At 31.6% G+C, this 23420-nt stretch carries 38 protein-coding genes and 2 rRNA genes; all 40 read right to left on the bottom strand.

Features of this window, described 5'->3' with window-relative positions; translation table 11 throughout:
* Nucleotides 1-321: 321 nt before the first annotated feature.
* Complete coding sequence (locus C7U54_RS13755; protein ID WP_022001382.1) at nt 322-597, bottom strand: HU family DNA-binding protein; 276 nt, start codon at nt 595-597, stop codon at nt 322-324.
* A 95-nt stretch (nt 598-692) separates the two neighbouring features.
* A complete protein-coding gene (locus C7U54_RS13750; RefSeq protein WP_107030641.1) occupies nt 693-1703 on the bottom strand; it encodes a threonine aldolase family protein in 1011 nt (336 codons plus the stop codon).
* Between the two features lie 35 nt (nt 1704-1738).
* Nucleotides 1739-3187: a glycoside hydrolase family 1 protein gene (locus tag C7U54_RS13745; protein WP_107030640.1), complete on the bottom strand. Its 1449-nt coding sequence runs from the start codon at nt 3185-3187 to the stop codon at nt 1739-1741.
* A gap of 11 nt (nt 3188-3198) precedes the next feature.
* Nucleotides 3199-4104 carry an alpha/beta hydrolase gene (locus tag C7U54_RS13740; RefSeq protein WP_022001379.1) on the bottom strand — a complete coding sequence of 302 codons (906 nt, stop codon included), beginning with the start codon at nt 4102-4104 and terminating at the stop codon, nt 3199-3201.
* Nucleotides 4091-5299 carry a hypothetical protein gene (locus tag C7U54_RS13735; RefSeq protein ID WP_022001378.1) on the bottom strand — a complete coding sequence of 403 codons (1209 nt, stop codon included), beginning with the start codon at nt 5297-5299 and terminating at the stop codon, nt 4091-4093. The genes C7U54_RS13740 and C7U54_RS13735 overlap by 14 nt, the downstream gene beginning before the upstream one ends.
* A gap of 166 nt (nt 5300-5465) precedes the next feature.
* Nucleotides 5466-6200, bottom strand: coding sequence for a tRNA pseudouridine(38-40) synthase TruA (gene truA, locus C7U54_RS13730; protein ID WP_107030638.1), 735 nt, complete (start codon nt 6198-6200; stop codon nt 5466-5468).
* Complete coding sequence (locus tag C7U54_RS13725; RefSeq protein ID WP_022001376.1) at nt 6200-6997, bottom strand: energy-coupling factor transporter transmembrane component T family protein; 798 nt, start codon at nt 6995-6997, stop codon at nt 6200-6202. Before C7U54_RS13725 ends, truA begins: the two co-directional genes overlap by 1 nt.
* On the bottom strand, nt 6990-7841 hold the full coding sequence (locus C7U54_RS13720) for an energy-coupling factor transporter ATPase (RefSeq protein WP_107030637.1): 852 nt from the start codon (nt 7839-7841) through the stop codon (nt 6990-6992). The genes C7U54_RS13725 and C7U54_RS13720 overlap by 8 nt, the downstream gene beginning before the upstream one ends.
* Nucleotides 7817-8647 (bottom strand): energy-coupling factor transporter ATPase, encoded by an 831-nt coding sequence (locus tag C7U54_RS13715; RefSeq protein WP_107030636.1) that lies wholly within the window; start codon nt 8645-8647, stop codon nt 7817-7819. The genes C7U54_RS13720 and C7U54_RS13715 overlap by 25 nt, the downstream gene beginning before the upstream one ends.
* Nucleotides 8648-8740: 93 nt before the next feature.
* Nucleotides 8741-9106 (bottom strand): 50S ribosomal protein L17, encoded by a 366-nt coding sequence (gene rplQ, locus C7U54_RS13710; RefSeq protein WP_022001373.1) that lies wholly within the window; start codon nt 9104-9106, stop codon nt 8741-8743.
* Nucleotides 9107-9137: 31 nt separating this feature from the next.
* Nucleotides 9138-10082 (bottom strand): DNA-directed RNA polymerase subunit alpha, encoded by a 945-nt coding sequence (locus C7U54_RS13705; RefSeq protein ID WP_022001372.1) that lies wholly within the window; start codon nt 10080-10082, stop codon nt 9138-9140.
* Nucleotides 10083-10133: 51 nt separating this feature from the next.
* Complete coding sequence (gene rpsK, locus C7U54_RS13700; protein ID WP_022001371.1) at nt 10134-10526, bottom strand: 30S ribosomal protein S11; 393 nt, start codon at nt 10524-10526, stop codon at nt 10134-10136.
* A gap of 17 nt (nt 10527-10543) precedes the next feature.
* A complete protein-coding gene (gene rpsM, locus C7U54_RS13695; RefSeq protein WP_022001370.1) occupies nt 10544-10909 on the bottom strand; it encodes a 30S ribosomal protein S13 in 366 nt (121 codons plus the stop codon).
* A gap of 18 nt (nt 10910-10927) precedes the next feature.
* Nucleotides 10928-11041, bottom strand: coding sequence for a 50S ribosomal protein L36 (gene rpmJ, locus C7U54_RS13690; protein ID WP_022001369.1), 114 nt, complete (start codon nt 11039-11041; stop codon nt 10928-10930).
* Between the two features lie 27 nt (nt 11042-11068).
* Entirely contained in the window at nt 11069-11290 is a 222-nt protein-coding gene (infA, locus tag C7U54_RS13685) for a translation initiation factor IF-1 (RefSeq protein ID WP_022001368.1), read from the bottom strand.
* 19 nt (nt 11291-11309) lie between these two features.
* The gene (map, locus tag C7U54_RS13680) at nt 11310-12056 is read right to left on the bottom strand and encodes a type I methionyl aminopeptidase (protein ID WP_107030635.1); all 747 of its coding nucleotides are present in this window, start codon (nt 12054-12056) and stop codon (nt 11310-11312) included.
* 126 nt (nt 12057-12182) lie between these two features.
* Complete coding sequence (gene secY, locus C7U54_RS13675) at nt 12183-13475, bottom strand: preprotein translocase subunit SecY (protein WP_022001366.1); 1293 nt, start codon at nt 13473-13475, stop codon at nt 12183-12185.
* A gap of 1 nt (nt 13476) precedes the next feature.
* Nucleotides 13477-13917 carry a 50S ribosomal protein L15 gene (gene rplO / locus C7U54_RS13670; RefSeq protein WP_022001365.1) on the bottom strand — a complete coding sequence of 147 codons (441 nt, stop codon included), beginning with the start codon at nt 13915-13917 and terminating at the stop codon, nt 13477-13479.
* 14 nt (nt 13918-13931) lie between these two features.
* Nucleotides 13932-14111, bottom strand: coding sequence for a 50S ribosomal protein L30 (gene rpmD, locus C7U54_RS13665; RefSeq protein ID WP_022001364.1), 180 nt, complete (start codon nt 14109-14111; stop codon nt 13932-13934).
* 12 nt (nt 14112-14123) lie between these two features.
* Nucleotides 14124-14684: a 30S ribosomal protein S5 gene (rpsE, locus tag C7U54_RS13660; RefSeq protein WP_022001363.1), complete on the bottom strand. Its 561-nt coding sequence runs from the start codon at nt 14682-14684 to the stop codon at nt 14124-14126.
* A 12-nt stretch (nt 14685-14696) separates the two neighbouring features.
* Nucleotides 14697-15053: a 50S ribosomal protein L18 gene (gene rplR / locus C7U54_RS13655; protein ID WP_022001362.1), complete on the bottom strand. Its 357-nt coding sequence runs from the start codon at nt 15051-15053 to the stop codon at nt 14697-14699.
* A 27-nt stretch (nt 15054-15080) separates the two neighbouring features.
* Nucleotides 15081-15626 carry a 50S ribosomal protein L6 gene (gene rplF, locus C7U54_RS13650; protein WP_022001361.1) on the bottom strand — a complete coding sequence of 182 codons (546 nt, stop codon included), beginning with the start codon at nt 15624-15626 and terminating at the stop codon, nt 15081-15083.
* A 28-nt stretch (nt 15627-15654) separates the two neighbouring features.
* Nucleotides 15655-16050, bottom strand: coding sequence for a 30S ribosomal protein S8 (gene rpsH / locus C7U54_RS13645; protein WP_022001360.1), 396 nt, complete (start codon nt 16048-16050; stop codon nt 15655-15657).
* Nucleotides 16051-16086: 36 nt separating this feature from the next.
* Nucleotides 16087-16272: a type Z 30S ribosomal protein S14 gene (locus C7U54_RS13640; protein WP_003536834.1), complete on the bottom strand. Its 186-nt coding sequence runs from the start codon at nt 16270-16272 to the stop codon at nt 16087-16089.
* Nucleotides 16273-16286: 14 nt separating this feature from the next.
* Nucleotides 16287-16826, bottom strand: a complete 540-nt coding sequence (gene rplE, locus C7U54_RS13635; protein ID WP_022001359.1) for a 50S ribosomal protein L5 — start codon at nt 16824-16826, stop codon at nt 16287-16289.
* A 17-nt stretch (nt 16827-16843) separates the two neighbouring features.
* Nucleotides 16844-17182, bottom strand: a complete 339-nt coding sequence (rplX, locus tag C7U54_RS13630; RefSeq protein ID WP_032089445.1) for a 50S ribosomal protein L24 — start codon at nt 17180-17182, stop codon at nt 16844-16846.
* Nucleotides 17183-17195: 13 nt separating this feature from the next.
* Nucleotides 17196-17564 (bottom strand): 50S ribosomal protein L14, encoded by a 369-nt coding sequence (gene rplN / locus C7U54_RS13625; RefSeq protein ID WP_022001357.1) that lies wholly within the window; start codon nt 17562-17564, stop codon nt 17196-17198.
* A gap of 25 nt (nt 17565-17589) precedes the next feature.
* Nucleotides 17590-17850 (bottom strand): 30S ribosomal protein S17, encoded by a 261-nt coding sequence (gene rpsQ, locus C7U54_RS13620; protein WP_022001356.1) that lies wholly within the window; start codon nt 17848-17850, stop codon nt 17590-17592.
* A 12-nt stretch (nt 17851-17862) separates the two neighbouring features.
* Complete coding sequence (rpmC, locus tag C7U54_RS13615; RefSeq protein WP_022001355.1) at nt 17863-18057, bottom strand: 50S ribosomal protein L29; 195 nt, start codon at nt 18055-18057, stop codon at nt 17863-17865.
* 2 nt (nt 18058-18059) lie between these two features.
* On the bottom strand, nt 18060-18470 hold the full coding sequence (gene rplP / locus C7U54_RS13610) for a 50S ribosomal protein L16 (RefSeq protein ID WP_022001354.1): 411 nt from the start codon (nt 18468-18470) through the stop codon (nt 18060-18062).
* Nucleotides 18471-18472: 2 nt separating this feature from the next.
* Nucleotides 18473-19126: a 30S ribosomal protein S3 gene (gene rpsC / locus C7U54_RS13605; RefSeq protein WP_022001353.1), complete on the bottom strand. Its 654-nt coding sequence runs from the start codon at nt 19124-19126 to the stop codon at nt 18473-18475.
* 11 nt (nt 19127-19137) lie between these two features.
* Nucleotides 19138-19470, bottom strand: a complete 333-nt coding sequence (gene rplV, locus C7U54_RS13600; RefSeq protein ID WP_022001352.1) for a 50S ribosomal protein L22 — start codon at nt 19468-19470, stop codon at nt 19138-19140.
* Between the two features lie 15 nt (nt 19471-19485).
* Nucleotides 19486-19764, bottom strand: coding sequence for a 30S ribosomal protein S19 (gene rpsS, locus C7U54_RS13595; protein ID WP_022001351.1), 279 nt, complete (start codon nt 19762-19764; stop codon nt 19486-19488).
* A 17-nt stretch (nt 19765-19781) separates the two neighbouring features.
* A complete protein-coding gene (rplB, locus tag C7U54_RS13590; protein ID WP_022001350.1) occupies nt 19782-20615 on the bottom strand; it encodes a 50S ribosomal protein L2 in 834 nt (277 codons plus the stop codon).
* Between the two features lie 56 nt (nt 20616-20671).
* Nucleotides 20672-20962, bottom strand: a complete 291-nt coding sequence (gene rplW, locus C7U54_RS13585) for a 50S ribosomal protein L23 (protein WP_022001349.1) — start codon at nt 20960-20962, stop codon at nt 20672-20674.
* Entirely contained in the window at nt 20962-21585 is a 624-nt protein-coding gene (gene rplD, locus C7U54_RS13580; protein ID WP_022001348.1) for a 50S ribosomal protein L4, read from the bottom strand. Before rplD ends, rplW begins: the two co-directional genes overlap by 1 nt.
* A 22-nt stretch (nt 21586-21607) precedes the next feature.
* Nucleotides 21608-22330 carry a 50S ribosomal protein L3 gene (rplC, locus tag C7U54_RS13575; RefSeq protein WP_022001347.1) on the bottom strand — a complete coding sequence of 241 codons (723 nt, stop codon included), beginning with the start codon at nt 22328-22330 and terminating at the stop codon, nt 21608-21610.
* Between the two features lie 21 nt (nt 22331-22351).
* A complete protein-coding gene (rpsJ, locus tag C7U54_RS13570) occupies nt 22352-22660 on the bottom strand; it encodes a 30S ribosomal protein S10 (RefSeq protein WP_022001346.1) in 309 nt (102 codons plus the stop codon).
* Between the two features lie 475 nt (nt 22661-23135).
* Nucleotides 23136-23243 (bottom strand): 5S ribosomal RNA (gene rrf, locus C7U54_RS13565).
* A 74-nt stretch (nt 23244-23317) separates the two neighbouring features.
* A 23S ribosomal RNA gene (locus C7U54_RS13560) occupies nt 23318-23420 on the bottom strand; the annotation flags it as partial.

The raw sequence follows: 23420 nt of genomic DNA, 5'->3' as shown, positions 1-23420 counted from the left end.
TATGTCCAATTTTCAACGTGCAAGAAACAGAATCCTATATTCTCAAAATAAATATGAAACTTACACAATGAATGAACATACAGACAGAATAAAACGTATAGGAAATCCTAGAGGAACCTACAAAAAATAAAATAAAAATAGAAAACAAATAAAAGGAGGAACACCAGGACCAGACATCATCCTAATTTTCCTCTTAAAAAAGCACTGAATATTTTAGAGGGGATACTGATTTCACATCAATATCCCCCTTAATAATTTAGAGCGAATTTCGCTAAAGCACTCGATTATTTAGAGCGCCACAAACTCATCGGTTTTCTATTATTATTTATTAACAGCTTTTTTTAATGCAGAACTTGCTTTAAATGCAGGTGCTTTGCTTGCAGCAATTGTCATTGTTTCACCAGTTCTTGGGTTTCTACCTGTTCTTTCACTACGAGTACGAACTTCAAAATTACCAAAACCTTTTAAAGAAACTTTATCTCCTTTAGCTAAAGCATCAGTAACAACTTCAACTAAAGCAGTTACTACTTTATCTACATCAGTTTTTGTTAATTCAGTGCTTGAAGCAATAGCTTCTACTAATTCAGTTTTATTCATTTTTATTATCTCCATTTCTCGAAATTTAGGATAATAAATCCTAGTCATATTCTACTACGTTATCTATTTATTTACAATAAAATAGTATGTATCAATTATAATTCTTCTATAAATTGTTCACATATTTCTTTGGACGTTGCCCATGATGTAACTAGACGTATACATGTATGTTGGTCATCTATTTTAAACATATACGTTGTTATATAGTTTTTATTTATTTTTTCCAACGTTTGTTGATCAACGATTGGAAATATTTGATTAGAAGGACTTTCAATATACATCTTATAGCCTTTATCTTTGAATCCTTTTCTTAATATATCAGCACATTCATTTTCATGTTTTCCTATTTCTAGATATAAGTCATTTTCAAATAAAGCATTAAATTGAACTCCTAATAATCTTCCTTTAGCAAGCATGGCACCTTTTTGTTTAATATGATATCTAAAATCGGTTTTTAATTCATCATTAATAATAACTAAACATTCACCAAATAAGGCTCCCATTTTTGTACCACCAATATAGAAAACATCACTATAAAGCGCCATCTCTTGTAAAGTTGGTGCATCTTTCAAGACAAGTGCACTTCCAAGTCTTGCTCCATCTATAAATAAATATAGATTATTTTTTTGACAGCATTCATAAATGGCTTTTAATTCTTCTAAAGTATAGTACGTACCATATTCTGTTGTTTGTGAAATATATACCATTTTAGGTTGCACCATATGTTCATCAGGATGTTCACGCATGATTTCATCAATCATTTCAGGAATCATCTTTCCATCTTGATGTGGCTTTGTTAAAATCTTATGCCCGGTAAATTCAACAGCTCCTGTTTCATGAACATTGATATGTCCACTATCAACAGCAATAACAGCTTGATAATCTTTTAATGCTGAAGAAATCATAATCATATTTGTCTGTGTACCACCTGCTAAAAAATGAATATCTACATTTTCATTTTCTAATATTGCTTTTATTTTATCTTTAGCTTTTTGACAATATTGATCTTCCCCATATCCTACTGTTTGAATAAAATTTGTCTTATTTAAAGCTTCCATCACTTGTGGATGAGCTCCTTCTAAATAATCACTTGCAAAGTTATACATCTTAACCCCCTAAAGAAAATAGGAAACATTGTTTCCTATAATTCTTCTCCATTTGTTTCAATTACTTTTTTATACCAATAATATGAATCTTTTTTGTATCTATTTAAAGTACCTGAATTTTCATCTTCTTCACGATCAATATAAACAAAACCATAACGTTTTTGATATCCGTTTAGCCAGCTTAATAAATCAGTATAAGACCATGTACAATAAGCAAGAACACGACAACCATCATCACATGCCTTTTTAAGTTCTTCGATATGACGTTTTAAATAATCAATACGATATGGATCATGAATTTGTCCATCTTCTAATTTATCAAATGCACCTAAACCATTTTCGGAAATAACGATTGGTAAATCATAACGCGAAGTAATTTCACGACAACACATTCTAATTCCCATTGGATCAATTGTCCAATCCCAATCTGTTGTTGGTAAAAACTCATTTTGTGGTTTTTTATAAAGACCCGGTACACCTTGAACTTTAGCGGTACCTTTTTTACCAGTGTTATTCATTGTATGATCACTACCAACACCATTAATATCATTATATTCAACAACACATGTTTGATAATAGTTCACACCCATGAAATCAATAAGTGAAGCTGCTTTTTTCATTAATGCTTCATCACCTTCTTCGAAGACAGGAGCACACCCTAATGATTTTAAATATTGAATAGCAGCACGTGGATAACGTCCATAAGCATAAGCATCCATCCAATAATAATTTTGTAAATCATCATAGTCCGCTTTAGCCATTGCATTTTCAGGTTTACGATCATAAGCATAACTTGGACTATAAGCAAATGAAGCCCCTACTTTTGCTTCTGGATGAAGTTCTTTTAAAGTTATAACACTTTTAGCATGTGCAATATTGGCATGATGATTGACTTGATAGAATGTTTTCATATCATCTACTTTTCCTGGTGGATGCATTCCTTCTAACCATCCATGTCCTGTAAAGATATTTTGTTCATTCATTGTAATCCAATATTTTACACGATCTCCATATCTTTTAAATAATGTTGTGGCATAATTTACATAATCATCAACAATTTTTCTGCTTTCCCAACCATGATATTGGTCTTCTAAAGCTTGTGGCATATCCCAGTGATAAACTGTAACCATAGGTTCAATTCCATATTTTAATAATTCATTGATAAGATTATCATAAAATTCTAAACCTTTTTCATTGACTTCACCATTTCCATTTGGATAAATACGTGTCCAAGCAATTGAAAAACGATATGTTTTCAATCCCATTTCTGCCATCAACTTGACATCTTCTTTGTAACGATGATAATGATCAACGGCCTTATCACCTGTTGTTGCTTTAAAAGTCTTTCCTGGAATTCTTACAAATTTGTCCCAGTTGGAAACACCTTTACCATCTGCATCCCAACCACCTTCTACTTGATAAGCAGCAGATGCACTTCCCCAAAGAAAATCTTTAGGAAATCCTTTTGTTTCTTTAAAATACATTCTTTTTCTCCTTATTTCATATATTTTTTGATAAACTGACTTAATGTTTGTTTAAAGTCATCGTTTTCAACAAGTTCATATAAGTATTTTTCATCTTTTAAGACAAACAATACTTTTTCTCCTCTATTTTTATTATATAGCGGATAAACCATCTTTAATGGTACAAAATCGTCATCTTTTGCATGAAAATACAATGTAGGTATATCATTGTGTCTAACATATTTTGTTGTATTTTCTTTTAAATCAATATGCACAGCTTTTTTTATATGACGTGCAATAATTGAAATTGCTGGATATTTTGAAATCTTATAATCTGCTTCTAAACGATATCCAATAATATCATATGGTGACGTATAAGCCCCATCTGAAATAATAGCTTCAACATTTTTTAAAACATGTCTACCTGAAGCATTTAAAATTGTATTTGCTCCTTGTTCTTTACCATACATTAATATTTTATGATCTTTCCCATAAGTTTCTAATAGGTACTTATTCCAACATACTAAATCATTGACATCCTTGATTCCAAATCCTCTAATATAACCATCACTTTGTCCATGTGCACAAGCATCTATTAATAAGATTTGTGCTTCTGGCAAATGGTCTTCAAAATATGGAACATATAATTGCATATCTTTTGCCTGTAAACCAAATGGATGTGAAATTAAAACTGTCATTTGAGGGTTTTCTTTAGGAATCAAAATTCCTCTTAATTGAATTTCTTGATCATTTTTTATATAAATATTTTGACTATTGAATTTTGTTTCTAAAATACTTGGTCTATCTTCTTGTTTATGATGTCTGTATAATAATTTTTTTGCATATTTTTTGGATAATGTGTAAACAGATGCTGCTGCAGTAGAAACACCTCCTAAAACTAATAATCCTTTAATTGCTGTTTTATTATTCTTTACCATTTGAATATTCCTCCTTATATTCTTCCATTAATAATCTATTAATATTAGCTACCTGTTCAAATGAAGTAAGACGATATTCATCATGATTCATCCTTGCTGCATAGAAACGAATTGCTTTTTCTAATTCCAAACGCATAATTTCTTTGTATTCTGGTGGAAATGTTGAAATTGGAAAACATACAAATAAGAATGTATTATAATCTTTTGAAAATAAATCGATAAGTAAATCATATCCTTCTATTTCTAAAATTCTATTTCCTATTTCTTTTTGTAAATCATGATTAGCAAAAGTCAACACATCATTCATTACAAAACGTAGAATATCTTCACATGCATCGATATATTGTTCATGATTATTTTGATAAAGTGATTTGAGATATGAAATAACAATATTATTTTCTAACTGATCTGGATTTAATCTTTCAAAATGATTAAATAATCTTTCAGCAACTTCTTTATTCAATAAAATAAAGCTTCCAAATTCTTTTATAATTGAAAGTGTAAATCTTGGCATTTGACATAAGCGCTCAAAGATTTCTAATAATTCATCTTTAGTTGATTTAAAAAAGCCATCTATATGATTTGTCATTTTCTTTATGGTCTCTTTAAAATATTCTAAATGAAATTGATATTCAGTATCTAAATATTTTGCATTTACTCCATCCCATTCATATTCATATAAAATTTTATCTAATAAAAGAGCTATTGAATCCATAAATTTTTTATAATTTTTATTATATAATAACCTATCTAAATATGGATTAAAAAATGTATAAAATTCATCAACAGTTTCTTGGTTTGTACCAGAATGATATTCTAAGTAATCTAGAATATTTCGATAATCTAAAGGTTCTAATATTGTATCAACTGTATGTGTTTCAATAAAATGCTCAAAAACATGACAATGTAAAATTGTTTTAAATTGATTAAAATAAAGAATCTTATTTAAAGCATCTTTTATAATGTATTCTTGTTCTTGTTCATGAAGATTAACAGAAAATGTTGGTACGATCTCATCTCCAGAATAATCTATAGTAACAAATACATCGATTGCTTTAAATTGAATATCTAAAATATAATAATGAAATTTATGTTCAAATTTTTTTGTTTGTACTGCACTATGACACCTGTATCTTCCTATATATGTGCTTTTATGGGTTTCTAAATATTTTTCAATACATTTTCTTGCCATCATTTTTTCTCCTTTATATTCTTATTTTACCATTTTTGATTATTGATGAAAACAAAAAAAGGAAATCAATCAATGAGTTTCCTTTAGTTATCATCTTTATAAAAGTTTCTAATTATATCGGATTATAAGAACTATAATCTATTTCCTGGGAAATATAGCAAATATTGTTTTATTTATAAAAAACTTCATGCAAATATAGTCCTTGTGGTTTAGCTTTAAATAAACACTTTTTTTGTCCTTTACTTTCTATTAACTCTTCTAAAAATTCTTTAGTAATTCTGTGTGACCCTACTTGAATCAAGCCACCAACTAAATGTCTTACCATATATCTTCTAAATCCATTACCTACAAGCTTAAAAGTAACAATACCTTGATTATTTTCAATTTCAATTTGATAAAGTGTTCTAATTGTATTGCCATATTGATCAACAGCACAAAAGGATGCAAAGTCGTGTTCACCAATAAAAATTTTTGCAGCATTCCTCATTGCTTCTATATCTAATTCTTTTCCATATTGATAAATATAATTTGTTTCGAATGGAGAATAATCATTCATACTTAACATATAATGATATTCTTTCTTAGTAGCAGAATAACGACTATGAAAATTTTCATCAACTAAGAAACTATCAATAATATAAATATCATTAGGTAAAAAGTGATTAATAGCCCTTTTCCATTGTTTTTCAGGCATTTCCCTTAAAGTATCAAAGTGAAAGACTTGTCTTCTACCATGAACTTTAGCGTCTGTTCGACCACTTGCATGAATAACAATACTTTCATCTTTACAAATATTTTTTATAGCTTTTTGAATTTCACCTTGAACTGTTCTAAATTGATTTTGAACTTGAAATCCGTGAAATTTACTACCATCATAACTTACAATACATTTTATTCTATTCATTACATAAAACTCATTATAATCACACCACAACATACACCTAATGTTATTAACATTGATAACGTATCTAAATGTGTCCATGTTAAAACTTTGTATTTTGTACGTGTTGCTTCTGGATTATAATTTCTACTTTCCATAGCGTTAGCAAGTTCTTCTGCCCTTTGAAAGGCAGAAATAAATAAAGGAATAATTAATGAAATAATTGATTTTATTTTTTCCATGAAAGATCCCTCATTAAAATCCGCACCTCTACTAGCCTGTGCTTTCATAATTCTTTTCGCTTCATCTAATAAATCAGGTATAAATCTTAATGCAATTGAAATCATCATAGCAAGTTCATGCACTGGAAAATGAAATCTTTTTAATGGATTTAATAAACTTTCAATAGCTAGTGTTAATTCTAAAGGCTTCGTTGTAGAAGTCATTAATGTTGTTAAAGTAATAATCAATACAAGCCTTATAAAAATATAAGCAGTTTGTAATAAAGCACCTGAGTAGATACTAATACTTCCTATTTTTATTATAACATCACCTGTTTTCATTAAAAATATATTAAAAATCATCAAAAACAACATCATAAAGACCATCGGTTTTATTGCTTTTAAAATATGAGAAAGTTTAATTTTAGAAACTAACGAACATAATAAAACATAAATTGCTAAGATACCGTATCCTATAAATCCCGCATCAAAAAAAACAGAAATTAAAAATATGAAAACAGCACATATTTTTAATCGTGGATCTAATCGATGAATTATTGAATTCCCCGGTATATATTTACCAAAAGTCATATTATCCATGAAGTTCACCACCAATCACTTCAACTAAAGCATCAATATCATTGATAGATGTATCTATATGATAGCCTTTTAGATTTAACTGAATAATAAGATTTGTGATTAAAGGTAAATCTATTCCTAAATTTAATAAATAATCACTATCTAGAAAAATATCTTTTACTTTCCCAGCTTTTTCAACTTGTCCGTCATTCATTACAACAACATTGTCGCAATATTCTAAAACATGGTTCATATCATGAGTTACTAAAACTACTGTTTTACCCATTTCATGAATTTTTTTAAATAAATCCATCATTTCTTTAATCCCTGATGGATCTAATCCAGCTGTTGGTTCATCTAAAACAAGAATATCTGGATCCATAGCAAGTATTCCAGCAATCGCTACCCTACGTTTTTGACCACCTGATAAATCAAATGGGGACTTTTCTAAATAAGTTTGATCTAAACCTACCATTTCAAGAGATTTTTTAGCTATTTCTTTAGCACGTTTTTCGTCAATTCCAAAATTCATTGGACCAAACATAATATCTCTTTCGATTGTTTCTTCAAACAATTGATATTCTGGAAATTGAAAAACAAGACCTGATTTTTTTCTAAGACTTTTTAAATTTTGAGGCTTATTATTTTGTGAAATAATATAATCATCTATTTTTATTTCTCCACTTGTTGGTAATAATAAAGCATTTATATGTTGGATAAGTGTCGATTTTCCACTACCTGTTTGTCCAATGATAGCTGTAAATGAACCCTTTTCTATTTTTAAATTCACATTTTTAAGTGCGTAATATTCAAAAGGCGTATTATATCCATATATATGATCTAAACTTTGGCACGTAATTGACATAGTTGTTTCTCCAATTCTTCTACATCTAATGTATCTTTAATTTGATAACCTTTTTTTTGTAATTTTCTAGCAATTTTTAATGAAAAAGGAATATCTAATTTTAATTCTTTTAATAATTTTTCATTTGTTAATATTTTTTGAGGTTTGTCGCAATCTACAATCTCTCCTTTATTTAAAAGAATAACTCGGTCAGCATTTTTTGCTTCTTCAATATCATGCGTTATTGAAATGATTGTCATATTATTTTGTTTCTTTAACTCTCTTACTAATTCATTTATTTCTTTTCTACCTCGTGGGTCCAACATACTTGTTGCTTCATCTAAAATAATGATAGATGGACTCATCGCTAAAATACCTGCAATCGCAACTCTTTGTTTTTGACCACCTGACAATTTAGTTGGTTCATGATCCAAAAAATTCTCCATTCTAACTACTTTAGAATACCTATTAATAAGTTCATCCATTTGTTCTCTTGGTACACAAATATTTTCCAGTCCAAAAGCTATATCATCTCTAACAGTAGCACCAATAAATTGATTATCTGGATTTTGAAAAATAATTCCAACTTTTTCTCTTATTTTATATAAATTTTCTAAATTTAATTGATAATCATCGATATAAATTTCACCAGATTTTTTTTCTAATAATCCTATAAGTAATTTAGCAATTGTACTTTTACCACTACCATTATGTCCTAAAATAGCTACATATTCACCTTTATGGATTTGAAAAGAAATATTGCTTATTGTTTGTAATCCAGGTTCGTATTCAAAACATAAATTTTCTACCTTAATTATTTCTTCCATTGTCTTCTCCTCATGAATGTGTTTAGTTCATTCTATAATTTATAAAGAAACAAGTCAAATAAAAAAGGACTGAATTTCTTCAGTCCAACATCATTATTTAGTTAATGATAAGATTGCCATTGGTGCATTATCACCTTTACGGTTATATGTTTTTAAGATAGTAGTATATCCACCATTAACATCTTTGAATTTAGGTGCAACGTCATCAAATAAGATTTGAACAGCTGTTTTTCCAGTTGCTTCATCAACAACTTTGTGCATATCTGCAGCAGCTTGTCTTCTTGCATGTAAGTCTCCACGTTTACCTAAAGTAATTAATTCATCAACAACACTACGAACTTCTTTAGCTCTTGTTACAGTTGTTTCAACTTTTCCGTATACAATAACTTCAGTAGCTAAACTACGTAACATAGATTTTCTAATATCTGAAGTGCGTCCTAATTTTCTATTTTTAGCCATGAGATTAACGCTCCTTTTCGAGTATTCTGAATTAATCGATAGGTTTAAATCCTAAACCTAATTCAATTAATTTTTCTTTAACTTCTTTTAATGATTTTTTACCTAAGTTTCTTACTTTAATCATGTCATCTTCTGATTTAGAAGCAAGATCTTGAACTGTTTGAATACCAGCTCTCTTTAAACAGTTATATGAACGAACAGATAAATCTAATTCTTCGATAGTCATATCTAATACTTTATTTGTAGTATCACTTTGAGTTTCAGACATAACTTCCATATTCATAGCTATATCAGTTAATTCAACAAACATATTTAAATGTTCAACTAAAATTTTTGCTGCTAATGAAATAGCTTCAAATGGTTTTAGTGAACCATTAGTTTCAACTTCTAATACTAATTGATCATACTTAGCACTTTCTCCAACACGAGTTGGTTCTACAGAGTAAGCAACTTTTTCAATTGGTGAAAAGATTGAATCTGTTGGAATAACACCAAGAGTGTTAATATTTACTTTATTTTGATCAGCAGATACATATCCACGATCTTTTTTAGCAAATAATTCCATATATAAGTGACCACCTTCTGCAACATGTGCAATTACCATGTCATTTGAAATCATTTTGACTTCAGCTGGACATTGAATATCAGCACCAGTTACAGTAGCAGGACCTTTTACATCAATAATCATTGTAGCAGTGTCTTCACTGTCTACATCAAAAACTAATTTCTTAATATTTAAAATCATTGCTGTGACATCTTCAACGACACCATCAATTGCGGAAAATTCATGGATTGCTCCTTGAACTTTGATTGCATAAACAGCAGAACCAGGTAAAGAAGAAAGTAAAACTCTTCTTAAGGCATTGCCTAAAGTAATACCGAATCCTCTTTCTAATGGTTCAATGACGAACTTACCATAATTTTCAGTTTCGTCATAATGATCTATATTAAAGTTTGCTTTTTCGAATTTATGCATATGTTCCCTCCTCTATAGGAATGTTTTGTATTCTAATTTACTACAATAATACTATCCACGAGGACGTTTTGGTGGACGACAACCGTTATGTGGAATTGGTGTTACATCATTAATTGAAGTAACTTCTAATCCAGCAGCTTGTAAAGCTCTAACTGCTGCTTCACGTCCTGGTCCTGGACCTTTTACATTTACATCTACAGTTTTTACTCCATGTTCCATAGAAGCTTTAGCTGCAGCTTCTGATGCCATTTGTGCAGCAAATGGTGTTGATTTTCTTGATCCTTTGAAACCTAATGCTCCAGCACTTGACCAAGTTAATACGTTACCATGTTCATCAGTAATTGTTACAATAGTATTATTGAAAGTAGAATGAACGTGTGCAACACCTTTTGCAATATTTTTTCTTACACGTTTTTTACCACGTGTTTGTTTTACTCTAGCCATTTCCTTTCAACCTCCTATTATTTTTTCTTTCCTGCGATTGGTCTAGCTTTACCCTTACGAGTTCTAGCATTAGTTTTAGTTTTTTGACCACGAACAGGAAGTCCTTTACGGTGACGCATACCTCTGTAACTTCCGATTTCCATTAAACGTTTGATGTTTAATTGAACTTCTCTACGTAAGTCACCTTCAACTTTAATTTTTTCAACTTCTTTTCTGATTTTTGTAACTTCTTCTTCAGTTAAATCTTTAACTCTTACATCTTCACTGATACCAGTAGCTTTTAAGATTTCTTTAGCTGTAGATTTACCGATACCATATACATAAGTTAATGAGATAACAACACGTTTATCACGTGGGATATCTACACCTGCAATACGAGCCATTTTGTTTCCTCCTAAATACTAACCTTGTCTTTGTTTATGTTTTGGGTTTTCGCAAATAATCATTACGCGCCCTTTTCTTTTAATTACTCTGCATTTATCACACATTGGTTTTACAGATGGTCTTACCTTCATCCTGTCTACCTCCTTTTGGAAGATTTTTTATTTATGTCTAAATGTAATTCGCCCACGTGTTAAATCATATGGAGATATTTCAACGGTAACTCTATCCCCCGGTAAAATGCGAATGTAGTGCATACGGATTTTACCAGAAACGTGAGCAAGAATTTCCACTCCATTTTCTAAAGCTACTTTAAACATTGCATTTGGTAACGTTTCTAAAACAGTAGCTTCTACTTCAATAACGTCATCTTTTTTTGCCATCGTTCTTCAACTCCTTTTATTAAAGTTTTGTAAGAATTCTATAACCGTCATCAGTAATGACGATTGTATGTTCATAATGAGCAGCTAACGAATGATCCTTTGTAATAACAGTCCACCCATCATCAAGAGTAACTGTTTCTTTTGCTCCTAAATGTGCCATTGGTTCAATAGCCAAACACATACCTTTTTTTAATCTAGGACCTCTCCCAGGAGCTCCGTAATTAGGAACAGCGGGATCTTCGTGAACGTTTGTTCCAATCCCATGACCAGTATAATCACGAGGAGTAGTACACCCGTTTTTAGTAAGATATTCTTCAATTGCATGTGAAATATCAGAAAGTCTAACTCCTGGTTTTACTTGTTCTAATCCAGCGAATAAAGCACTTTCACAAACATTCATAAGTCTTTTTGTTTCATTGCTTACATTTCCTACTGCATAAGTCCAAGCACTGTCACCATGATATCCTTTGTAACATGCTCCAACATCAACTGAAATAATATCTCCATCTTTTAGCTTTCTATTACTAGGTATTCCATGTACTACAACTTCATTAATTGAAGTACATACACTATTTGGAAAACCATAAAGATGTAGAAAGGAAGGTGTTGCACCATGTTCCCTAATTATTTTATCACAAATTTGATCAATTTCGTTAGTAGTTATTCCCGGTACAATAACTTCTTTCAATTTTTCATGAACTAAAGCAACAATTCTACCTGCTTCAGTCATTAATTCAATTTCTCTATCATCTTTAGTAATTATCATTAATAAACCTCCAGGCTTTCATCGATATCATAAAGACGTTAAACATAACTTCTTAACTTTGATAACTGCTTCTTCAAAATTAATTTATTTCTTTAGATATTTATGAATCCATAAAAGAAATCATTATTATTTACGAATATAACCATGATATTCTTTTCTAGTAATATATGTTTTGATTTGTTTTACTGTTTCAAGTGCAACTCCTGTAACGATAATCAAACCAGTACCACCAAGTGATAGGCTTGCATTTTCAGTTTGTGTCCAAATAATTGGAGTAATAATTGGAATTGCAGCAATAATACATAAAGTAAGTGAACCAGCAACAGTTACTTGATTAAGAACTCTTTTAATGTAGTTCTTAGTTTCAATACCAGTTCTTACACCAGGTATTGATCCACCATTTTTCTTCAAATCATCACTAATTTTTTCAGCATCAATTTGTAAGTTTGAATAAAAGAAAGTAAATCCTATAATCATTAAAATATATAAACAGAAACCAACAGGTTCTTGATAATTAAATATAGTATTTATCATCTTAGTTGTACTAGATGCTTTCATGAAACTTACTATTGTTCTTGGTGCTGCTAGTACTGAAGAAGCAAAGATTACTGGTAAAACACCTGAACTATTAATTTTAATAGGCATATGTGTTTGTTCCCTAGCTCTCATTGTTACACTTGTACTAGATGCATAATTGACTGGGATTTTTCTTATTGCGCCTTCAGTAAATACTACAAAGACTACAATTGAAAGATAAACCACAACAAATAATACATACCAAGCAATATCTAACCACATTCCACTATCATAAGTGACGAGGTTATTATAAGTTGTTAAGAATGCATTTGGTAAGTTTGAAACAATTCCTGTAAAGATTAGTAATGAAACACCATTACCAATTCCTTTTTGAGTAATTTGATCACCTAACCAAATAGCTAACATACTTCCAGCCATCATAATGAGCACTACATAAATATATGACCAGATTGAAGTATCAACTAATATATTATAACTTGTATCAAAGGCATAAGTTAAAACTCCACCTTGTAACGCAGCTAATAATAAAGTTAATACACGAGTAACACGGTCTTTTTTCTTCTTACCTGTGTTACCTTCTTTACGCCAGCGTGTTAACGCTGGAATAACATCCATCGATAATAATTCAATTATAATAGATGATGTAATGTATGGTGAAACACCTAAAGCGAAAAGAGAAAATCTTTCCAAGGTACCTCCACCAAGTAAATTCATGATTCCGAAAATTCCATTTGTAGCATCACTACTACTTAATGAACCTACATTAACACCTGGAATTGTAATTCCTGCACCTAAACGGTACACGAATAAAATTCCAAGTGTGAAAATGACTTTTCGACGAAGTTCACCCTTTTTGAATACATTCTTCAAAAAAGTTAACATCTTAAATCACCTCAGTTTTTCCACCTGCAGCTTCAATTGCGGCAACAGCTGATTTAGAGAATTTAGCAGCTTGAACAGTTAATTTCTTTTCAATAGCACCATTTCCTAATACTTTAACACCATCTAATTCTTTTTTGATGATTCCTGCTTCTTTTAACGCAGCAGCATTAACTGTTGCACCATCTTCAAATTTATTTAAAGTTTCAAGATTTACGATAGCATATTCTTTACGAGTATAGTTTGTAAATCCTCTTTTAGGTAAACGCATGAATAATGGAGTTTGTCCACCTTCGAATCCTGGTTTTTTACCTCCACCAGATCTAGCTCCTTGACCTTTTTGACCTCTACCTGCTGTTTTACCATTTCCTGAACTCGTACCACGTCCAACACGTTTTCTTGCTTTACGAGCACCTTCAGTATATTGTAATTCGTGAAGTTTCATTGTTACACCTCCTATTATTTTTCTTCAACTGTTACTAGGTGTCCAACTACTCTAATCATACCTTGAGTAGTAGGGTTATTTTCTAATTCAACAGTTTTATTAATTTTAGTTAAACCTAAAGCTTTAAGAGTCTTTCTTTGATTTGGTAAGCAACCAATTGGACTCTTTTTAAGTGTAATACTTACTTTTGCCATTTTGTTTGCCTCCTATCCAAAAATTTCATCAACAGTTTTTTCTCTTAATTCAGCAACTTCATTAACTGTTTTTAATGAAGCTAATCCTTGCATTGTTGCTCTTACCATGTTGATTGGTGTTCTAGAACCAATACATTTAGATAAGATATCACGGTAACCAGCTAATTCGACAACAGCACGAACTGGTCCACCAGCGATGATTCCAGTACCTTGAGATGCTGGTTTAATAAATACATTTCCTGATCCGTAAACACCGTTTACTTCATGAGGAATAGTACCATGTACAGAAGGTACTTTGATAACATTACGTTTAGCATTTTCACATGCTTTTCTGATTGCATCAGGTACTTCGTTAGCTTTACCAGTACCAAATCCAACTCTACCTTTTCTATCTCCAATAACAACTAAAGCAGCAAAACGCATTCTACGTCCACCTTTTACTACTTTTGTTACACGGTTAATAGTAACAACACGTTCTTCAAATTCTTTTTCTTCTCTTCTTGGTGCTCTTCTTTGACCATTTCTTCTTGGTTTTCTTTCACCATTGTTAGTTCTTGGTTTACGTTGTTCCATATTGACCTCCTTCTAGAATTCTAATCCAGCTTCTCTAGCAGCTTCTGCTAATGCTTTTACACGACCATGATAAATATATCCACCACGATCAAATACTACATTTTTAATTTCTTTTGCAATTGCTCTTTCTGCAATTTCTTTACCTACTGCAGTTGCAGCAGCAATGTTTCCACCGTTTTCTAATTTCATTTCAACGCTTGATGCGCTAACTAATGTAACACCATTGACATCATCAATAATTTGAGCGTGAATATGAGCATTTGAACGGAAAACATTTAAACGTGGACATTCTGGAGTTCCACTAATTTTTCTACGAACTCTAGCATGACGTTTTAAACGTACATCATTACGAGATTGTAATTTAGCCATAAAGATAGCTCCTTTCTTACTCTTAGACTACTTCTTACCAGCAGTTTTTCCTTCTTTTCTGATGATTCTTTCATCACTATATTTGATACCTTTTCCTTTATAAGGTTCAGGTTTTTTCTTAGATCTAATTAATGCAGCCATTTGACCAACACGTTCTTTATCAATTCCAGAAACTACGATAGTATTTGGGTTTGGAGTTTCAACTTTAACTCCTTCTTCAGCTTCGATTTCAACTTGATGTGAGAAACCGATATTTAATACTAATGTATTTCCTTTCATTTGACCACGGTATCCAATACCAACGATTTCTAATGTTTTAGAATATCCATTATGAACACCTTCGATCATGTTAGCAAGTAAAGCTCTTGTTGTACCATGTAATTGTTTTACATGTTTTTCTTCACTACTTCTTACTACAGTAATTTCATTACCTTCTTGTTTGAATGAAATTACTGGAGAAAATTGTTTCACTAAAGTCCCTTTTGATCCAGTAACTGTTACTGTGTTATCATCAGCGATTTCAACAGTTACTCCTTCAGGTACAGTGATAATTTTATTACCGATACGAGACATCAGTTATACCTCCTGTATAATTTTTTTATTACCAGATATATGCTAATACTTCTCCACCAACTTGTTTAGCTCTAGCTTCTTTATCAGTCATTAAACCTTGTGAAGTTGATAGAATAACAATACCTAAACCATTTAATACTCTAGGAATTTCGTTTACTTTTGCATATACACGTAACCCTGGTTTAGAAATTCTTTTTAAATCAGTGATTACTTTATCTTTTCCTCTATATTTTAAAGTGATAATAATGTTTGATTCAGCACCTTCGCCTTCAACTTTATACCCTTTAATGAACCCTTCATTTTTTAAGATTTCAGCGATTCCAACTTTTAATGTTGAAGTAGGAATACTTACTTCTTCTTTTAACGTATTATTTGCGTTACGGATTCTTGTTAACATATCTGCAATTGGATCTGTCATTACCATTTGCGTGTCCTCCTTCCAATACGGATTATTTTATCATTACCAACTTGCTTTTTTTACACCAGGAATTTCACCTTTATAAGCTAATTCGCGGAAGCAAATTCTGCAAAGTTTGAACTTTCTAATTACTGAATGTGGTCTACCACAACGTTCACAACGTGTGTATTCACGTACTTTATATTTTTGAGGACGTTGTTGTTTCACTTTCATTGATGTTTTAGCCATTTATTAAGTCCTCCTTATTTATGGAAAGGCATTCCTAATTGAGCTAATAACTCATGACCTTCTTCATCAGTTTTAGCTGTTGTTACGAATACGATATCCATTCCTCTTAATTTGTTTACTTTATCAAAATCAATTTCAGGGAAGATTAATTGTTCTTTAACACCTAAAGTATAATTTCCTCTTCCATCGAATGAATTATTTGATACACCTCTAAAGTCTCTTACACGAGGTAAAGATACATTTACTAATTTATCTAAAAATTCATACATTCTTTCACCACGTAAAGTGACTTTACAACCGATTGCTTGACCTTCTCTTAATTTGAAACCAGCAATTGATTTTTTAGCTCTAGTGACAACTGGTTTTTGACCAGTAATTAATGTTAATTCATTAACTGCATCATCTAATAATTTTGAATTAGATACTGCATCACCAACACCAATATTTAATACGATTTTTTCGATTTTTGGTGCTTGCATTTTAGAAGAATAATTGAATTTTTCCATTAACGATTTAACTACTTCGTTTTCATAACGTTCTTGTAAACGATTCATTTGCTATCTCCTTTCAATTATTTCTTTTTCTTAGAATCAACTTCTGCACCTGTTTTTTTGTTAACACGTACTTTAGTTTTCTTTCCATTTTCATCTACAGATACTTTATATCCTAATTTAACTGCAGATTTTGATTTTGAATCATAGAATGCAACATTAGAAACATGAATTGGAGCTTCTTTGTTAACGATTCCACCTTCAGGATCAGCTTGTGAAGGTTTAACATGTTTTGTTACCATGTTTACTCCTTCAACGATTACTCTTTCTTCTTTAGCAAGAACTTGTAACACTTCACCTGTCTTACCTTTATCTTTACCTGCGATAACTACAACAGTATCACCAACACGGATTTTCATGTGCCACGCCTCCTTATAATACTTCTGGAGCTAATGATACGATTTTCATGAAATCAGCATCTCTTAACTCTCTTGCAACTGGTCCAAAGATACGAGTCCCTCTTGGAGACTTGTCATCTTTGATAATAACACAAGCGTTATCATCAAATTTGATGTAAGATCCGTTTTCACGTCCTACAGCATATTTAGTTCTAACGATAACAGCTTTTACTACTTCACCTTTTTTAACAGTACCATTTGGAGCTGCTTGTTTAACTGTTGCTACAACAACATCTCCAATACTACTTGTTTTTCTATTTGACCCACCTAAGTTACGAATTACTAATACTTCTTTAGCACCAGTATTATCAGCAACTTTAAGTCTACTTTCGTTTTGAATCATTCCGGTTACCTCCTTTTAGAGTTTATTAAACTGTTTCTGCTTTTTTTACGATTTCTACTAAACGGAAACGTTTTGTAGCAGATAATGGTCTTGTTGACATGATTTTAACTGTATCTCCAACTTGAGCAGTGTTATTTTCATCATGTGCATGAAATTTTGTAGATGATTTCATACGTTTACCATATAACTTATGTTTTACATGTGTTTCAACTAGCACTGTAATAGTTTTATCCATTTTAGTAGATACAACTGTACCAGTATAAACTTTACGATTATTTCTTTCCATTTGTATCTCCTCCTATTGGTTTAATTCTCTTTCTCTAATCACTGTTTTAATACGAGCGATTGTTTTACGAACTTGTCTAATACGTGCAGTGTTTTCTAATTGTCCTGTAGCTTGTTGGAATCTTAATCCAAAAAGCTCTTTTTTGTATTCTTCAACTTTAGCTAATAAAGCTTCAGTATCTAATTCTCTAATTTCTTGCGCTGTCATAACTATTCACCCTTTCCAATGATTTTACATTTAATAGGTAATTTATGAGATGCAAGTCTTAAAGCTTCTCTTAATGTAGCTTCATCTAAACCAGCAACTTCAAATAATACTCTACCAGTTTTAACTACTGCTACCCATTCTTCTGGAGAACCTTTACCTGATCCCATACGTACTTCTAATGGTTTTTTAGTTTTAGCTAAATGAGGGAAAATTCTAATCCATACTTTACCACCACGGTTCATATAACGGTTGATGGCAATACGTGCTGCTTCAATTTGACGAGAAGTAATCCAAGCACCTTCAGTTGCTACTAAACCAAATTCACCAAATGATACTTTGTCTCCACCCTTAGTTCTACCTTCGTAGCTAACACGGTGAGGTCTTCTGTATTTTGTTCTTTTAGGCATCAACATGATTATTTATCCCCTTTCTTTTTTTCAGGAAGGATTTCTCCCTTACAAATCCAAACTTTAACTCCTAATTTACCATAAGTTGTATCTGCTTCTGCAGTCGCATAATCGATATCAGCTCTTAAAGTATGAAGAGGGACATTCCCTTCAGAGTAACCTTCAGCACGAGCCATATCAGCTCCACCTAAACGTCCTGAAACATTAGTTTTAATTCCTTTAGCTCCAGCTCTCATTGCTCTTTGAATAGCACGTTTTTGAACAGTTCTAAAAGATGCACGATTTTCTAATTGTTCTGCAATATTGTTTGCTACTAATTGAGCAACAACATCTGGATTTTTAATTTCAACAATGTTAATGAAAACTTGTTTACTACTTACTAATTTAGATACTTCTTTTCTTAAAGCATCAACTGCTTCACCATCTTTACCGATAACTACACCAGGTCTAGATGTGTGAACAAAAATTGTTACACGATTTTTTGATCTTTCGATTTCAACTTTTGCTACTGAAGCTGTTTTAAGTTTTTTAAGAATATAATCACGAACTTTAATATCTTCATGTAATAAACCAGCGAAATCTTGATCATTTGCGTACCATCTTGAATCCCAATTACGGTTAACACCAACACGTAAACCTACTGGACTTACTTTTTGACCCATTCTAGTACCTCCTATCTTTCATCAACCACACAAGTAATGTGGCATGTTCTTTTTAAAATTCTTGTTCCGCTACCTTTAGCTCTTGCAGCGAATCTTTTTAAAATTGGACCTTCATCAACGAAGATTGCTTTAACATATAATTTTTCTGCATCTGCATCATTGTTGTATACTGCATTTTGAGCTGCAGATTTAACAACTTTTGAGATTGCAGGAGAAGCAGCTTTATTAGTATATTCTAAGATACCAAGTGCTTCTTTAACTGTTTTACCTCTTACTAAATCAACTACTAATCTTGCTTTTTGAGGTGATACACGAATTGTTTTAGCTACTGCTTTTGCTTCCATGTTCTATTCTCCTCTCTATTTCTTTCCTTTTTTATCGTCAGCATCATGACCATGGAAAGTTCTAGTTGGAGCGAATTCTCCTAATTTATGACCAACCATGTCTTCAGTAACGTAAACAGGAATATGTTCTTTTCCGTTATATACTGCAAATGTATGTTCGATAAATTGAGGGAAGATTGTTGAACGTCTTGACCAAGTTTTGATAACTTCTTTTTTACCTGATTCATTTAACGCTTCTACTTTTTTCATTAAATGAGCATCAACAAATGGTCCCTTTTTTAAACTACGTGCCATTTTTTCTTTCCTCCTTATTATTTACCATTGCGACGACGTACGATTAATTTAGTCGAAGCTTTTTTGTTCTTTCTAGTTTTAACACCCATAGCTTTTTTACCCCAAGGAGTCATTGGTGCTTTACGTCCGATAGAAGTTCTACCTTCCCCACCACCATGAGGGTGATCATTAGGGTTCATTACAGAACCACGAACTGTAGGTCTAACACCTTTCCATCTCATACGTCCTGCTTTACCATAGTTTACTAAACCATGATCTTCATTTCCTACTACACCAACTGTAGCTCTACATACTGATAATAATTTTCTAACTTCACCAGATGCAAGTCTTACAGTTACATATTTTCCTTCTTTACCTAAAATTTGAGCAGACACACCAGCAGATCTTGCGATTTGTCCACCTTTTCCAGGTTGCATTTCAATATTGTGAATTACAGTACCTTCAGGCATATTCCCCATTGGTAATGCATTACCAACTTTGATATCTGCTTCTTCACCAGAAATGATTTCCATTCCTACTTCTAACCCTTTTGGAGCTAAAATATATCTTTTTTCACCATCTACATAGTTAATTAATGCGATGTTTGCTGATCTATTTGGATCATATTCAATAGTTGCAACTTTACCTGGGATATTATCTTTATTTCTTTTGAAATCGATAATACGGTATTTTTGTTTGTGTCCACCACCATGATGACGAGTTGTGATCACACCTTGGTTGTTACGTCCACCGTTTTTAGATTTTTTTGCAACTAAAGATTTTTCAGGTTTATTAGTTGTAATTTCTTCATAAGTTAATGAAGTCATATTACGACGACCGTTTGTCACTGGCTTATATGTTTTAATTGCCATCTTTAGTTTCCTCCTGTTTTTCTTATCTGGAACGAGTTATTCCAATATTTTATCAATTAATCTTCATCAAAATAATTGATTGAATTTCCTTCAGCTAATTTAACGATAGCTTTTCTTCTTTTGTTAGTTTTACCTTCATATCTACCCATTCTTTTAGCTTTAGGTTTAACATTCATGATGTTAACTTTTTCAACTTTTACATTGAATAATTTTTCAACTGCGATTTTAACTTCTGTTTTGTTAGCGTCTAAATCTACATCGAATGTATATTTATTTTCTTCAGTTTGAAGAGCTAATGACTTTTCAGTAAGTACTGGTTTTTTTAATACATCTGTCATGTGTGCCATTATGCTAATACCTCCTCAACAGCTTTAATTGCAGCTTCAGTCATAATTAACTTATCGCTGTTTAAGATATCATAAACATTAACATGTTTAGCATCTAATAACTTAACTCCTGGAATATTGCTTGCTGATTTTTCAACATTTAATGTGATTTCATCAACAACGATTAATGTTTTTACTGGAGCATTTAAGTTTTCTAATACTTTAACCATTTGTTTAGTTTTTGGAGCTTCGAATGAAATTCCATCGATTGCTGTAAATTCATTATCTTGAACTTTTGAAGATAATGCTGATTTTAAAGCTAATCTTCTAACTTTACGGTTTAATTTGAATTTATAACTTCTTGGTGTAGGACCGAAGACAACTCCTCCACCTCTCCATTGTGGAGCACGTGTTGAACCTTGTCTAGCTCTACCTGTACCTTTTTGACGCCATGGTTTTCTTCCACCACCAGCAACTTCAGTACGGTTTTTAACTTTATGTGTACCTTGTCTTAAAGATGCTCTTTGTAATAAGACCATATCAAACATAGCTTGTTTATGTGGTTCAATACCGAAAACTGCTTCATTTAATTCTAAGTCTTTAACTTCTGCACCTTCTTGGTTAAATACTTTTACGTTAAGCATTCTCATTTCCTCCTTCTTCAAATTATTCTGCAGCAGCTGCTTCTACAGCTTCTTCTACTACAGTTTCTTCAACTTCTTCTGGAGTGTAATCTACTAATTCATGTACTGGATTTACTTGACCAGCTTTTTTGATAGCAGTTTTAACAACAACTAAACCTTTTTTAGGTCCTGGTACTGAACCTTTGATTAATAATAAGTTGTTTTCTGGATCTACTGCTACAACTTCTAAGTTTTGAATTGTACGAGTTACATGTCCCATTTGTCCTGGTAATTTTTTACCTGGAGCGATTCTATTTGGAGCGATTGGTCCCATTGAACCAACAATTCTATGAGCTCCTGAACCATGTCCTTTAGGACCAATGTGTTGTCCATGTCTCTTAATAACACCTTGATAACCTTTACCTTTTGAAGTTCCTGTTACATCTACGACTTCACCAGCTACGAAGCTATCAACAGTAATTTTATCTCCAACTTCATAACTCATCATTTCGTCATAACGAAATTCTTTAATGAAGCGCTTAGGAGCTGTGTTAGCTTTGTTTGCAATTCCTTTTTCAGCTTTGTTTGCTAATTTTTCTCTTTTATCTTCGAAACCAACTTTTACAGCATCATAACCATCAGTTGCAACTGTTTTCTTTTGTAATACTACGTTTTCAGTAGCTTCAACAACAGTAACTGGGATTAAAACACCATCAGTAGTGAAGACTTGAGTCATTCCAATCTTACGACCTAAGATTCCTTTCATGAGTTACACCTTTTACCTTTCTTATAATTTAATTTCAATATCTACACCGCTAGGTAATTCTAATCTAGTTAAAACATCAACTGTTTCTGGCGTAGGATTCACAATGTCGATTAAACGTTTGTGAGTTCTGATTTCAAATTGTTCACGTGAATCTTTATATTTGTGAACAGCTCTAAGGATTGTATATACTTCCTTTTCAGTAGGTAATGGTACTGGACCAACTACTTGAGCACCTGATTTTTTTGCAGAAGAAATAATTTTTTCTGCTGACGCATCTAGAATTTTATGATCAAATGATTTTAATCTAATTCTGATTTTATTATTTGCCATGATATTCTCTCCTTTCAAATTCATATAGGATTTGATTCACTCGTTACGAATTACCTGAAACATGCCGTTTCATGACAACGCTTTTCGGTGTTTCAGCAACCTCGCACTTCTACGTGACATCAACATGGGTATTATATGATAATTATGTCCATAATGCAATACTTTTTTTATTTTTTTATAAAAAAATTTACAAAGAAATAATTTTGGATAAATAACCATCTTATTAATAGAATAGATACTAATTTTGAACTTTTAGCTTTGATTATTTAATAAAAATAATCATTCTTAAATGGATAGTTATTAAAGCAAGTTATCTTTAAATGAAATAATCAATAAAAAATATATCAATACTTACATTTGATCACTATAAAAAATAGAATATTTAATATCAATGATCAAATACATACTAAAAAAGCCATACCACAAGGGTATGACCTGTCAATGATCATGTAAAAAACATAAAAAAAAAAGAAGGAACTGGCAACGAGCTATTTTCGCACAATGTACTATCTTCGCCGCGATGATGCTTAACTTCTGTGTTCGGAATGGGTACAGGTGTGTCCATCATGCTATCATTACCAGATTCTTCTTTTCAAGTGTCTTCAGGACACTCAAAACCAGACAGTAGTTTTTCTTCTTTCAAGCTCGCTTGCCTTTTCGGTCAAGCCCTCGACCTATTAGTATCAGTCCGCTTAACATGTCACCATGCTTACACTCCTGACCTATCTACCTTATCGTCTTTAAGGGGTCTTACTTGCTT

The organism is Faecalibacillus intestinalis (assembly GCF_003024685.1).
In the GTDB taxonomy this organism is placed as follows: domain Bacteria; phylum Bacillota_I; class Bacilli_A; order Erysipelotrichales; family Coprobacillaceae; genus Faecalibacillus; species Faecalibacillus intestinalis.
Note: the sequence above shows the minus strand (reverse complement) of the source record. Positions and strands in the feature narration are given on the sequence as shown.

What these genes read in the sequence shown, in the direction of transcription:
- C7U54_RS13755 (WP_022001382.1), bottom strand. Translation starts at nt 597, where the DNA reads ATGAATAAAACTGAATTAGTAGAAGCTATTGCTTCAAGCACTGAATTA.
- C7U54_RS13750 (WP_107030641.1), bottom strand. Translation starts at nt 1,703, where the DNA reads ATGTATAACTTTGCAAGTGATTATTTAGAAGGAGCTCATCCACAAGTG.
- C7U54_RS13745 (WP_107030640.1), bottom strand. Translation starts at nt 3,187, where the DNA reads ATGTATTTTAAAGAAACAAAAGGATTTCCTAAAGATTTTCTTTGGGGA.
- C7U54_RS13740 (WP_022001379.1), bottom strand. Translation starts at nt 4,104, where the DNA reads ATGGTAAAGAATAATAAAACAGCAATTAAAGGATTATTAGTTTTAGGA.
- C7U54_RS13735 (WP_022001378.1), bottom strand. Translation starts at nt 5,299, where the DNA reads ATGATGGCAAGAAAATGTATTGAAAAATATTTAGAAACCCATAAAAGC.
- truA (WP_107030638.1), bottom strand. Translation starts at nt 6,200, where the DNA reads ATGAATAGAATAAAATGTATTGTAAGTTATGATGGTAGTAAATTTCAC.
- C7U54_RS13725 (WP_022001376.1), bottom strand. Translation starts at nt 6,997, where the DNA reads ATGGATAATATGACTTTTGGTAAATATATACCGGGGAATTCAATAATT.
- C7U54_RS13720 (WP_107030637.1), bottom strand. Translation starts at nt 7,841, where the DNA reads ATGTCAATTACGTGCCAAAGTTTAGATCATATATATGGATATAATACG.
- C7U54_RS13715 (WP_107030636.1), bottom strand. Translation starts at nt 8,647, where the DNA reads ATGGAAGAAATAATTAAGGTAGAAAATTTATGTTTTGAATACGAACCT.
- rplQ (WP_022001373.1), bottom strand. Translation starts at nt 9,106, where the DNA reads ATGGCTAAAAATAGAAAATTAGGACGCACTTCAGATATTAGAAAATCT.
- C7U54_RS13705 (WP_022001372.1), bottom strand. Translation starts at nt 10,082, where the DNA reads ATGCATAAATTCGAAAAAGCAAACTTTAATATAGATCATTATGACGAA.
- rpsK (WP_022001371.1), bottom strand. Translation starts at nt 10,526, where the DNA reads ATGGCTAGAGTAAAACAAACACGTGGTAAAAAACGTGTAAGAAAAAAT.
- rpsM (WP_022001370.1), bottom strand. Translation starts at nt 10,909, where the DNA reads ATGGCTCGTATTGCAGGTGTAGATATCCCACGTGATAAACGTGTTGTT.
- rpmJ (WP_022001369.1), bottom strand. Translation starts at nt 11,041, where the DNA reads ATGAAGGTAAGACCATCTGTAAAACCAATGTGTGATAAATGCAGAGTA.
- infA (WP_022001368.1), bottom strand. Translation starts at nt 11,290, where the DNA reads ATGGCAAAAAAAGATGACGTTATTGAAGTAGAAGCTACTGTTTTAGAA.
- map (WP_107030635.1), bottom strand. Translation starts at nt 12,056, where the DNA reads ATGATAATTACTAAAGATGATAGAGAAATTGAATTAATGACTGAAGCA.
- secY (WP_022001366.1), bottom strand. Translation starts at nt 13,475, where the DNA reads ATGTTAACTTTTTTGAAGAATGTATTCAAAAAGGGTGAACTTCGTCGA.
- rplO (WP_022001365.1), bottom strand. Translation starts at nt 13,917, where the DNA reads ATGAAACTTCACGAATTACAATATACTGAAGGTGCTCGTAAAGCAAGA.
- rpmD (WP_022001364.1), bottom strand. Translation starts at nt 14,111, where the DNA reads ATGGCAAAAGTAAGTATTACACTTAAAAAGAGTCCAATTGGTTGCTTA.
- rpsE (WP_022001363.1), bottom strand. Translation starts at nt 14,684, where the DNA reads ATGGAACAACGTAAACCAAGAACTAACAATGGTGAAAGAAAACCAAGA.
- rplR (WP_022001362.1), bottom strand. Translation starts at nt 15,053, where the DNA reads ATGGCTAAATTACAATCTCGTAATGATGTACGTTTAAAACGTCATGCT.
- rplF (WP_022001361.1), bottom strand. Translation starts at nt 15,626, where the DNA reads ATGTCTCGTATCGGTAATAAAATTATCACTGTACCTGAAGGAGTAACT.
- rpsH (WP_022001360.1), bottom strand. Translation starts at nt 16,050, where the DNA reads ATGGTAATGACAGATCCAATTGCAGATATGTTAACAAGAATCCGTAAC.
- C7U54_RS13640 (WP_003536834.1), bottom strand. Translation starts at nt 16,272, where the DNA reads ATGGCTAAAACATCAATGAAAGTGAAACAACAACGTCCTCAAAAATAT.
- rplE (WP_022001359.1), bottom strand. Translation starts at nt 16,826, where the DNA reads ATGAATCGTTTACAAGAACGTTATGAAAACGAAGTAGTTAAATCGTTA.
- rplX (WP_032089445.1), bottom strand. Translation starts at nt 17,182, where the DNA reads ATGAAAATCCGTGTTGGTGATACTGTTGTAGTTATCGCAGGTAAAGAT.
- rplN (WP_022001357.1), bottom strand. Translation starts at nt 17,564, where the DNA reads ATGATTCAAAACGAAAGTAGACTTAAAGTTGCTGATAATACTGGTGCT.
- rpsQ (WP_022001356.1), bottom strand. Translation starts at nt 17,850, where the DNA reads ATGGAAAGAAATAATCGTAAAGTTTATACTGGTACAGTTGTATCTACT.
- rpmC (WP_022001355.1), bottom strand. Translation starts at nt 18,057, where the DNA reads ATGACAGCGCAAGAAATTAGAGAATTAGATACTGAAGCTTTATTAGCT.
- rplP (WP_022001354.1), bottom strand. Translation starts at nt 18,470, where the DNA reads ATGTTGATGCCTAAAAGAACAAAATACAGAAGACCTCACCGTGTTAGC.
- rpsC (WP_022001353.1), bottom strand. Translation starts at nt 19,126, where the DNA reads ATGGGTCAAAAAGTAAGTCCAGTAGGTTTACGTGTTGGTGTTAACCGT.
- rplV (WP_022001352.1), bottom strand. Translation starts at nt 19,470, where the DNA reads ATGGAAGCAAAAGCAGTAGCTAAAACAATTCGTGTATCACCTCAAAAA.
- rpsS (WP_022001351.1), bottom strand. Translation starts at nt 19,764, where the DNA reads ATGGCACGTAGTTTAAAAAAGGGACCATTTGTTGATGCTCATTTAATG.
- rplB (WP_022001350.1), bottom strand. Translation starts at nt 20,615, where the DNA reads ATGGCAATTAAAACATATAAGCCAGTGACAAACGGTCGTCGTAATATG.
- rplW (WP_022001349.1), bottom strand. Translation starts at nt 20,962, where the DNA reads ATGGCACACATGACAGATGTATTAAAAAAACCAGTACTTACTGAAAAG.
- rplD (WP_022001348.1), bottom strand. Translation starts at nt 21,585, where the DNA reads ATGCTTAACGTAAAAGTATTTAACCAAGAAGGTGCAGAAGTTAAAGAC.
- rplC (WP_022001347.1), bottom strand. Translation starts at nt 22,330, where the DNA reads ATGAAAGGAATCTTAGGTCGTAAGATTGGAATGACTCAAGTCTTCACT.
- rpsJ (WP_022001346.1), bottom strand. Translation starts at nt 22,660, where the DNA reads ATGGCAAATAATAAAATCAGAATTAGATTAAAATCATTTGATCATAAA.